The following is an 11,494-nucleotide window of genomic DNA, read 5'->3' as shown; positions in this document are numbered from 1 at the left end:
CGGGCGATCCGGCGAGGCGGCGGGGAGGAGCGGGATGAGCGACACGATCGGCACCTATTCCTTCCTGCCCTGGCTGCGGCTCGGCGTGGCGAACAGCATCACGGCGGCCGACAACGACAACTCGGTGGCGCTGCGCGCGACGATCAGGGTCGACTTGTCGCTGGCCGGGCGGCCGGTCCAGGGCGACACGGATCTGACGGCGACGATTTCGCGCGATGTCGCGCTCTATGGTCCCGGGGACGTCGTCGGCATCGATCCGATGGCGGTGGTGAAGGTGGAGCCGCGTGACTGGATCACCAATTTCGAGCCGAACTACCTGCCCTTCGTTGAGTTCTACGACGAGGATTTTCCGTGGCGCTACACGCCAGCGGCGCCGGACGAGTCGCGCCACCGGCTGCGCCCGTGGCTCGCACTCCTGGTGCTCGAGGTGGAGGAGTTCAAGGAAGTCGCGGTGTCGTCGGCGCGGCCGCTGCCGGCGATCGAGGTGACGGGCGATCCGGCCTCGGTATTTCCGCCCGCCGACCAGCTTTGGGCCTGGGCGCACGTCCACGTCAACCGCGACCTGATCCAGCAGGACGGCGTGGTGGAATCGACCAATGCGGACCAGGCGAGGGCGCGACTGGAGAGCCTGCTGGCCAGCAATCCGGACTACGCCTATTCGCGCGTCCTGTCGCCACGTCAGTTGAAGCCGAATACGTCCTACCATGCGTTCGTGGTGCCGACCTTCGAGAGCGGCCGTCTCGCCGGCCTCGGAATCGCGCCGGCGGCGAATCCCGCACTCTACGCCACCCTGTCGGCCTGGGCGGACTATACCGACCGGCCGTTCCCGACGCTGCATCCGGTGTACAAGCGGTGGTACTTCAAGACTGGGACGGTGGGCGATTTCGAGTACCTCGTCCGCCTGTTGAAGCCGCGTCCGCCGGACTCGCGGCTCGGCCGCCGCGACATGGACACGCAGACGCCCGGCTCCGGGATGCCGCCCATCGCGGTCGCCGGGCTCCACGGGGTGCTGCGGCTCGGCGGCGCGCTCAAGGTGCCGGACGAGGCGCTGACCGGTGCGCAGGAGGCGGAAGCTGCGGCCTACGAGGGCTGGGACGAACCCTACGCGCACGAATTCGAGAAGGCGCTGGCGGGCTTCATCAACCTGACCGACGACTATGCCCGCGAAGGCGCGCCCGACCCGGTGATCACGCCGCCGCTGTACGGCCGCTGGCACGCGCTCACCGAACGGCTGCTTGAGGAGGCGGACGGCAGCGACGCGCCGCAGCCGCGCAACTGGGTGCACGAGCTCAATCTGGACCCGCGGTTTCGCGTTCCCGCCGCGTTCGGCACGGCGGTCGTGCAGAAGAATCAGGAGGCCTATATGGACGCCGCCTGGGACCAGGTCGGCGACATCCTTGCGGCGAACCGGCGGATCAGGCTGGCGCAATTCGCCAAGGCCGCAGCCGCGATCTGGCATGCGCGCCATCTCGGGCCGCTGAAGGATCTCAGTGCGGAACGCGGGCTGACAATGATGGCGCCGGTGCAGCGCCGGGTGATCGCCGACGGCTTCACGCTGCGCCATCGGCTCAAGGAAAGCACGGTGCCCCGCGCGGCGCTGTCCGCGCCGTTCCGGCGCGCGGTCCGGCCGCGCGACCAGCTCGCGGCGACGCTCGGCTTCGACTCGCCGAAAGGCGCCGAAGAGCTGCTGGAGAAGATCAATCGCGGCGAGGTCAGCGCGGCGCCGCCGCGGGTCACCCCGGACGCCTTGCCGGCGGTGGAGGATGTCGCCGCGCAGCTTCAGCCGAAGTCGCTGCCCGCGGAGCTGACCAACTGGCTCACCAAGCACCGCTGGGCGAAGTGGGTCCTACTGGTCGTTCTGCTGCTGCTCGCCGTGCTGCTGCTGGCCGTCGCCATCCCGCTCGCGATCGTGGTCGCGGCAGCGGCGCTGGCGCTGTTCCGATGGCTGGTGCGGCTGGAGAAGCAGGCCGGCATCGCGACCGGCGTGTTGCCGCAAGGGGCTTCGCCCGAGATCATCGACGCGCTGCCGGGCTTTCCGTCGTTCACCATCCGCGATCCCGATCCCGCCGCGCCTGAGCCCGTCGGCGGCGCTTCGTCCGCCGACAGCCCGGAGGCGGCGCGCTTCAAACTGGCCCTCAAGGATCTCAACCGGCTGCTCACGGTCAGCGCCGATCTCGGCAAGCCGCCGTTGCGCAAGCCGATCGACATCGCCGCGCTCGGAGCGTCGACTTTCGCTGCGATTGATCCCGACAAGACGGTGCCCGCCTTCACCTTCTCCTCGATCACCATTCCGCCGCGAGTGCTGGCCATCAACGGGATCGCGACGCTGCTGCAGCCGGAAGTGTTCAAGCCTGTGATGGCATATCCGGAAATCGACCTGCCGATGTACAAGCCGCTTCTCGGTCTGTCCGACGAGCACTTCCTGCCGAACATCGACAAGATTCCGCAGAACACGATCACGCTGCTCGAGACCAATCAGCGTTTCATCGAGGCCTACATGGTCGGCCTCAACCATGAATTCGCCCGCGAGCTGCTGTGGCGCGAATATCCCACCGACCAGCGCGGCAGCTGCTTCCGCCAGTTCTGGGACCCGAGCGGCGTGATCGACCGGGAGGGCCTGTCGAAGGACGAACTGCGCGAAAAGCTCCGCGATATTCCGCCGCTCCACACCTGGTCGCTGTTCTCCAAGCTCGGCGATCACGACCATCGCGAGAAGCCGGGCGAGAACGAGGAGGAAGTCGTCCTCGTCATCCGCGGCGAGCTGCTGAAGAAATATCCCACCGCGGTGATCTACGCCCAGAAGGCGCGCTGGCAGCGCGACGACGGCGGCGCGATCAATCCCCGCGTCGAGCGGGTGCTGGAGACCGACGGTCCGGTGGAAGACCGCCTGCGCACGCCGCTCTACGAAGCCAAGGTCGATCCCGACATCACCTTCATTGGCTTCGACCTGACATCGAAGGAGGCAAAGGGAGGCACCGGCCGCGGCAATTCGACGGCACCGGGCTGGTTCTTCGTCATCAAGGAGCGGCCCGGCGAGCCGCGCTTCGGCCTCGATATTTCTCGCGACGGGCCGCTCAACGTTTGGAACGACCTCGCCTGGCCTGATGTGCTGTCCGACGCCGACAAGGGCTTTCTTCAGATCAGGCCGGGCGGGCCGACCCTCACCCTGGACGATCCGTTGGCGCCGGAGCTGCAGGAGAAGAAACAACAGTACGACGAGGACAAGGCGCTACGCTGGCATCCGGACAGCAACTCCGCGGAGCTCGCCTACATCCTCTACCAGGTTCCCGTGCTGGTCGCGGTGCACGGCAGCGAGATGCTGCCGAACTGATCGCGCAGCGGACACGACAGGGGGCGGCGGAGGCGAAATGTCCGAGTTCGATGATATCCGCAAGGAGCTGGAAGCGTCGCGCGCCGCGGCCGATGCGACGTCGCGCGAGATCGGCCGGCTTCGCCACACCCGCGCGCGGCTGATCCGCGACCGCGCACGGGCCGAGCGCGTCAGCAAGGGCGCCGACGATCCGGCGCTGGCGGCGATCGACAAGGAGATCAAGGCGGCGGCCTCCGAGATCGAGCGGCTGGGCGGTGCGCTGAAGGCGGCGAAGGACGAAGTGGTCCGCAATAGCGGGCTGTTCGCGAACTTCACCGACCCACGCCGCAACATCGGCCTGCTGTCCGATCAGACGCCGATCCTGCTGATGCCGCTGCGGATCGAAACGCGCTTCAAGCAGGCGGCGGAATTCGGCGGCGACCGCGACGAGCTGTGGGTCCGGGTTTATCCGGACGACATCGCCGTCGACAGCTTCGAGGAGGCGTTGTCGGAAGACGAGGTGAAGCGCGCCCAGGCCTATTGGGCCGACGTCTGGCGGGCGAACCACGACCCCGCCGGGGAGCGGGCCGCCTGGCGAACGCTCGTGAGCGGACAGGGCTCGGGGCGGTCCTACTACGTGACCCAGACTCATCGTCCGCTCAACGAGGCGGCGCGACCGGCCAGGGTGGAAGGCGTGCCGACCGTGATCCTGACGGTGGTGACCAGCGCGCCGCTGGCCGATTCCGAACGAGGTGCGGTCAGCACGTTCTGGACGGCGCTGTGGCGCGCCGGCACGGATGTGGCCGCGCAGACGGACGCGATCGCCGCGCTCGATAACGCGCTCGGGGCCGAGCGCGCCGCGGCGGTCCGTGAGGCGTACCGGCCGCGGAATCTCGCCGACGCGCCGCCCGAGGGCGCGGACCGCGCGACCACCACGGTCATCGCCGCGTATCTGGAGTTTCCCGCCGCGGACGCCACGCCGATGCGCGAGACCGGTTGGTCGCAGCCGGCGACCGCGCGGACCTTGCCTGATCGCCTCGTCCTGCTCGGCTACAACGGCGGAACGCTCGAACTCGAGCAACTCGGAAAACCGATTCCGTCGCCGCTGCCGGTCACGCCGTCGCCGACCGGAACGGACGACGCGTCGGTCTCGCACGACGGCGACGACATCACGTTCGGTCCGGAGCTCGAATGGGTGCGCAACTTCGACCGCGCCGTCGAGATCGGCATGGGATTCCGGGTGCCGCTAACGCCGCCCGCCTTCCGCCGTGGCTTCGATCAGTTGATGGTGCTCGGTGTGCGGCTCGGGGCCGATGCAGACGCCGGCCGGGTCGCGCTGGAGCAGTTGTTCGCCCATCATCATCAGTCGAAGGCGGGGTTCTCGATCCTGCCGCAGGGCCAGCCGACCAACAACGTCGAGGGCGAGGGCGCCGCCTACAGCTGGCGCGAGGAGTCCGACGTCAGCTTCGATCACTACTTCGGCACTCCGCCCCTGGACCCCGACGGATGGTTCGAGCGGACAGACGGACGCTGCCTCGCCGCGACGCTCGGTCTCGATCCGGCCGCGCTGGCGGCGATCCCCTTCTACCATCGCCACGACGTCAACGACGCCCGCGCCATGAACACGGCACTGTGGCCGGCCACGCTCGGTTACTTCATGGAGAGCATGCTCCATCCGGTCTTCGACGATTCGACGGTGGAGCGGACCCGCGACTTCTTCGTCCGGCACGTGTCGGCACGCGGGCCGATGCCCACGATCCGCGTCGGTCGTCAGCCCTACGGCATCCTGCCGGCGACGCCGCGCTCGCGCATCCAGTGGATCTTCGCGGGGTCGAACGTCGCAGTCGGGGCCGCGCACGCGCCGGACGATCCGGAATTGCGGTTCCTGACGCGGTTGTATCAGTTGCTGCGCAAGGTCGAGGCCGATCTCGAGCCGCTGATGTCGCGGGTGTCCTACATCGGCAAGCCGGGCGGCGACCGTCATCAGATACTGCTCGATGTCCTCGGCCTGCACGCCGGATCGGTGGAATTCCAGCAACGCTTCGCCGAAAGCTTCAAGGAACTGTACAACCGCCTCGCGATGCAGGGGGCGGGCGGCGCCTTGGTCGCGCTCCTGCTCGCCGCGGGCTATGTCGGAAGCGGGCTCGATCTGCTGAAGCAGCTCGGCTACACGCCGCCCGAGGGGATCGAAGTGCCGGACATCCTCGAGAAACTCTTTCTCAAGGCGCCCAACCAGCTCAAGGGCCCGCTGATCGACGACCGTCCATTGTCGGAGACCGAGCAGATCCGCGCCTACACCGCCGGCGGCGACAACTACATCGGCTGGCTGATCAAGGCTGCGGCGACCTCCCACGACGCGCTGCGGCTGCAGCAGGGCTTCACCCAGCGCCCGAACGCGCTGCTGTATCTCATGCTGCATCACGCGCTCGACCTGAGCTTCGTCGAGACCAGCATCCGCCTGTTCTTCAATGCCGGGCTGATCGGCGAGACCGAGTTGAAGGCGGCGCGGCGCGAGCCGAAGTTCTTTCAGGTCGAGGAGGCGAGCCTCGCCGTGCCGGCTGCGGCCGGCGGCAGCCGCTGGCGCTACCTCCACCGCAGCGACGCCGCGGTCACCGGAACGGGACTGAGGACGGTCGGCGAGTTCATCCCGACGGTGCTGACCTCGATGGTCGCCACCGCGTATCTCAAGCGCCAGCTCGATGCGCTCGAATGGCTGAAGAGGTCCCCGACGGCGGTTCTTGAACGGGTGTTCGTCGAGCATCTCGACCTCTGCACCTACCGGTTCGACGCCTGGTACGGCGGCATCATGAGCCGCCAACTGGAACGGATGCGCTATCCGCACGGTGCCGGCCGGGGGACCGCTCAGCCGGGCGCACCGGCCGGCGAGGCGAAGACCGGAATCTATCTCGGCGCCTATGGCTGGCTCGAGAACGTCAAGCCGGAGTTCAAGAAGCTGACGGCGGTCGAACTGCCGGCAAACCTCGCGGCGATCTTCGCCGATCCGGATGCGCCGCCGCTGATGCGCGACCGCAGCAACCAGGGCTACATCCACGCGCCGTCGCTGAACCAAGCGGTGACCGCCGCGGTGCTGCGCAACGGCTATCTGTCCAACGCCACGCCCGACAATCCCGGCAGCCTCGCCGTCAATCTCAGCTCGGAACGAGTCCGCATCGCGCTGTCGATCATCGAGGGAATGAAGGGCGAGCAGAGCCTCGGCGCGCTGCTCGGCTACCAGTTCGAGCGCGGCCTGCACGACCGCCACGACGTCGAAGTGGACGGGTTCATCTACGACCTCCGCAAGGTGTTCCCGCTGGTCGGCGACCGGCTGACTCCGACGCGTACCGGCCGGCTCGACGCGTTCGGTCGGCGACTGCGGATCAACCGGGTGGAGGCGCGCAACGTCATCGACGGCCTTGCTTTGGTCGAGCACATCAAGACCAGCGGCGTGAGCAGCTACCCGTTCGGCCACGATGCCGACCTGCCGGCGGCGAGCCCGCAGCAGGCCGCGGCGATCACCGCCGAGGCCGCGCGGATTGCCGACATCGCCGACGCGGTCGCCGACCTCGCGATGGCAGAGAGCGTGCATCAGGTGGTGCAGGGCAATTACGACCGCGCCGGCGCCGTGCTCGACACCTACTCCAAGGGAAAATTCCCGGCGACCCCCGACGTGGTGCGCACGCCGCGGTCGGGGGTGACGCTGACCCATCGGGTGACGCTGCATCTCAAGGCCGGGCTCGACCCGAACGACGGCGCGCTGACATCGCCGCGGGCGAAGGCGGAGCCCGCGCTCAACGCCTGGCTCGCGGGCATTCTGCCGCCGCCGGCAGCGGTCGCCTGCTCGGTGACGGTCACCGACCCGCTCGATCTCTCCTCCGTCACCTACAACGTGACGCAGGCCGATCTCGGCCTGCTGCCGATCGACCTGCTGTATCTGCTCGATCCGGACAACGATCCAGCCGCCAAGGCGCTCGACGATCTGATCGAAGCGCATGTGATCGCCGTCCATGCACCGCGCCCGGACGCAATGCTGACGATCGCCTACCGCGAGAGGATTGCGGCGATCGCCGGGCATGTGCCGCTGTTCGAACTGTCGGCGTTGGTGCGGCATCTCAGAAGCCTGCTACTGCGTTCACGTCCGCTCAAGGCGAGCGACATGGCGATGGCCGGCGAGGCGAACGAGGCGGTCGATCTCGACGCGGCGCTCGCGCGCGAGCGGGCAACGCTGCCGCGCGATCTGCTCGCCGCGCGGCTTGCGGATCTCGACGCCTTCCGTACGGCGCTGCAGGCCCGCCTCGACGCCAAGCAGGAGGCCCAGATCGCCACGGAGATCGAGCAGACGATCACCGGCTTCGTATCGGTGATGCAGGGTCTCGGTCCATTCGCGGCGTTGCAGACCGGTACCGGTGCCGTCTACGCCGACCGGCGGTGGATCTTCTCCCAGTTGCACGCCGTACTCGCCGGCTACATCGCTCGATGGACCAGGCAACTCGCCGAGTTCGACGCACGCATACTCGCCTACGACGCTGATTCCGGCGCGCCGGACGCGGCGAAGTTCCTGGCGCTGCGGGTGGCCGAAAAGCTGATCGCGACCACGGCGACCGACCCTCTGCCGGCGCAGCCGGACGATTTCCGCGACGATCTCATGAGCGGCAAGCGCGCCGCCTTCGTTGGACAGCGCGCCGTTCTGATCACGCTCTACGACAATGCGTCCGATCTCGCCGCCTTGCATGACGGCATCGAGGCGTCGAAGGCTGCGAACGCCGCGTTCGACGCGGCGGCGATCGACATCGCGGCACAGCGCACGGCGATCGTCGCACTCGCAGAGGACATGGCGAAGCGCACCGCCGCGCTCGCGCTCGAACTGACGACGCGTCTGCCGGCGATCCAGGCCCGGCTCGATCAATACGATGCCGCGGCGGAGGCGAAGAACAAGATCGAGGCGTTGACCGCGGCGGCGAAGCTGCTGTTCGGCGAAGATTTCAAGATCGTTCCGGATTTCGGTCTGCCAGCGGCGCAGGCCGGTGAATGGAGCAACGCCTGGGGCCCGGGCGCGCAGGCGGACGAGACCATTCTCGGGTTCCTCAAGACGACGATCGGACGCCGCTTTCCGCTCGACGACTGGTTCACGGGTGTCGCGCGGGTGCGGTCGAAGCTGCACGATCTGGAAGCTTCGCAGCATCTCGCCGACGCGTTCACGGGGGCGGGCGTCGCGCTGCAGGCGCTGCAATTTCCGCATCGCCCCGAGTTGCCGTGGCTCGGACTCGAATTCCCGGAGACCGATGCCGACGGAAAGCCGTTCGTGATCGACGAAGACAAGCTGCTCTATACCGCGCATTTCGCCGAAAGCTTCGATCCGGCGTGGCGGCAACTCGGGCTGTTGCTCGACGAGTGGACCGAAGTGATCCCGCGCCCGACCGAGGATACCGGTCTGGCGTTCCACTTCGACCGGCCAAACGCCGAACCGCCGCAGACTCTGCTGCTGGCGCTGCCGCCGAAATTTGTCGGCTCGTGGCAGTGGCAGGATCTCGTCGACACGGTACGCGAGACGATGGACCTCGCCAAGAAGCGCGCGATCGAGCCCGACCACGTCGACACGACCGCCTATGCCCGCTTCCTGCCGGCGCTGGTGTCCGCCGTGGCCTTCCATCCGATCACGGCCTCGCTCAACTTCGCTTTCAACAACAACCTCGCCGCGGTGCTCGCCGAGACGGAGACGGGCAATGGCTGACTATGTCGCGGTTCAGAACGTCTCCGCCGTGTTCTCCGGCAAGGTGAAGCTGCCCACCATCACGTTGTGGAACAGGCTCGAGGGCCGTCCACGCACGCACGATTTCGACCGCGCGCTCAAGGCCGAGGTCCGTGATCCGCTGTGGCTGCTGACGAAGCAGTGGCAGATGGGCGAGTTTCAGGGCGACGACGCCGGCTCGCCCGTCGTCGCCAAGGTGCACATCGAGACCACCGAACTGACGAAATACCGCGCGGCCGGCAATCCGCCGGAAGCGTTTGCGGACCACGTACCGCTCGAAGCCAAGGTCGAGCGGCGGCCGATCCCGTTCCGTCTCGCCGGCCAGAAGATCGCGTTCGATCTCCGCATCGCCCTGGGCCGGCGCTGGCTGAAGCTCGTCGCCGGCATCGAGCCGGGGCTTGCCCAGCAATTCATCGCCGCGCTGCCGGTCGCCATGCCAGATCCGGCGCTCAAGGCCGATGCGCCGGTCGCCGCCCATCGCGAAGCCTGGCAGACGATGGCGGCGCTGGCCGGCCGGTCGATGGACGGCTACGACCTCGTCGAGCATCTGACGGCCGCGCCCGGCAATCACGCGCACGACCTCGTCGTGCTCGGCAATCCGGCCAGCGCCGCTGCGATCGAGACGGCGGAGGCGGAATTCCTTGGGTGGTACCGGGAGGCGTTCTACCAGCCCGCCGCGGGTGCCGCCGATGCCTGGCTGCCCGATCGCCTCGAATACGCCTTTGCAGCGTCGGCGCCCAAGGCGGGCGGCGAGAAGCTCGTGGTCGCCGACGAATACTTCCAGGGGCATCTCGACTGGTACAACTTCGACGTCGACGCCTCCGGCGCAGGACTCGGTGACCTTGCGGACGCGCCGCCGCCGGCCGCCGTCGAGACGACCTTTACGGCGTCGTTCATCCCGGCGCCGATCCAGTTCGACGGGATGCCGAACACACGCTGGTGGACCTTTGAGGAGGGACGAACGAATTTCGGCGACATCGATCCGGAGACGACGGACGTCAACAAGCTGCTGCTGATCGAATTCGGCCTCGTCTACGCCAACGATTGGTTCCTGATGCCGTTCACCGTGCCGGCCGGGGCGATCACCCGGGTCGCCGGCATGAGCGTGACCAACGTCTTCGGCGAGCGGATCTGGGTTGAAGCCGCGGGCAAGGGCACGGACGCCGATTGGCAACGCTGGTCGATGTTTACGCTGGCGACGAAGGGGAGCGACGACATTCCCGCCGATCTCAGCCTGTTCATCGTGCCCAGCGTGCCGAAGATCCAGGAGAGCGAGCCGCTGGAGTCGGTGGAACTGTTCCGCGACGAGATGGCCAACATGGTGTGGGGCGTCGAGTCGCGGGTGATGCTGGCTTCGGGCGACAGCAAGAGCGGGCGCAGCGCCGCGCTCGACACCCGCCGCTATTTCCGTCGCTTGGTCGAGGAGAGCCTGCCGCCGGGCCCACCACCTGCGCCGCCGATCGAGAACGACGCCGCGATCCGCTATCGGCTGATGAGCGAGATGCCGGAGAACTGGATCCCATTCATCCCGGTGCACATCGACAACGACAGCCGCGAGATCCAGCTGCGTCGCGCCGCAATGTTGCGGGTCATCGACCGTGACCCGGATCCGCCGGTGCGCGTCGAACCTCGCACCGATCTGCTGCGCCATGGTCTCGACCTCCCGCAGCAGCAGGGCTACAATCTCCATGAGGAGGAGGTGCCGCGCGCGGGCATTCGTGTCACCCAGAGCTTCCAGCGCACGCGCTGGTACAACGGCCGCACTTTCGTTTGGCTCGGCATCCGCAAGGAGACCGATCGCGGCGAGCGGTCGAGCAAGCTCGCCTTCGACGCGATCCTTCCGAAGCGGAAGGCATGAAACGTCACCGTCGATATGGCGTGGCGCGGCCGTCGGCGGTGGAGGGTTGAACGGGCGCGCGTCATTCCCAAGTCGGCAATTTCTCACGCGACGGCAGACGCCCAGCGCCACAAGATTACGTAGCGGCCAGCAAGTGTGAATATCCGAAGACCCGTTCTCAACCTCAGCGCTTCCTTCATGACATAGGAGCAACGGAGAGCGAGCACGAGGAACGCCGTTCAAGATTGAGCGCGGAGAAGTTCGCCTTGATTGTGCCGAATCGAGGGTTACTGCGTTATTGTACGTTGCGGCTTCAGCAGCTTCGGCAGAAGCCCTTAGCCATAAGGGCAGAGATCACGCGGGATCGCTTATAGCATGGGCAACCGCAGGCTCTGCTCAAACCTGGTGATGGGTAGTCCCACCGCAGGCCGTCTCAGCCGGGCTCGTGAATTCTGTGCAGCCCAGTCACCAAGGCGGTAATCACGCTTATCACGGCGCTCGTACCATGGTCATTCAAGAACGAATCTCTGCGTCATAGTTGTCATGGCACCCCAGTCTGCCACGTGGAGCGCGACGATGGTGCTGCTTGGTGACACCGTCG

At 67.4% G+C, this 11,494-nt stretch carries 3 protein-coding genes; all 3 read left to right on the top strand.

Annotation, left to right across the window (positions count from 1 at the left end):
- Window positions 1-34 precede the first annotated feature (34 nt).
- From QX041_RS12345 to QX041_RS12335, 3 genes are read left to right on the top strand one after another with little or no spacing between them, the layout of a single operon-like run.
- A complete protein-coding gene (locus QX041_RS12345; RefSeq protein WP_316165519.1) occupies window positions 35-3,331 on the top strand; it encodes a hypothetical protein in 3,297 nt (1,098 codons plus the stop codon).
- Window positions 3,332-3,368: 37 nt separating this feature from the next.
- Window positions 3,369-9,038, top strand: coding sequence for a hypothetical protein (locus tag QX041_RS12340; protein WP_316165518.1), 5,670 nt, complete (start codon window positions 3,369-3,371; stop codon window positions 9,036-9,038).
- Window positions 9,031-10,914 (top strand): hypothetical protein, encoded by a 1,884-nt coding sequence (locus tag QX041_RS12335; RefSeq protein ID WP_316165517.1) that lies wholly within the window; start codon window positions 9,031-9,033, stop codon window positions 10,912-10,914. Before QX041_RS12340 ends, QX041_RS12335 begins: the two co-directional genes overlap by 8 nt.
- The last annotated feature ends 580 nt before the right edge of the window (window positions 10,915-11,494 follow it).

The sequence above is a fragment of the Bradyrhizobium sp. SZCCHNRI2009 genome, from assembly GCF_032485115.1.
Taxonomy (GTDB): Bacteria; Pseudomonadota; Alphaproteobacteria; order Rhizobiales; family Xanthobacteraceae; genus Bradyrhizobium.
Note: the sequence above shows the minus strand (reverse complement) of the source record. Positions and strands in the feature narration are given on the sequence as shown.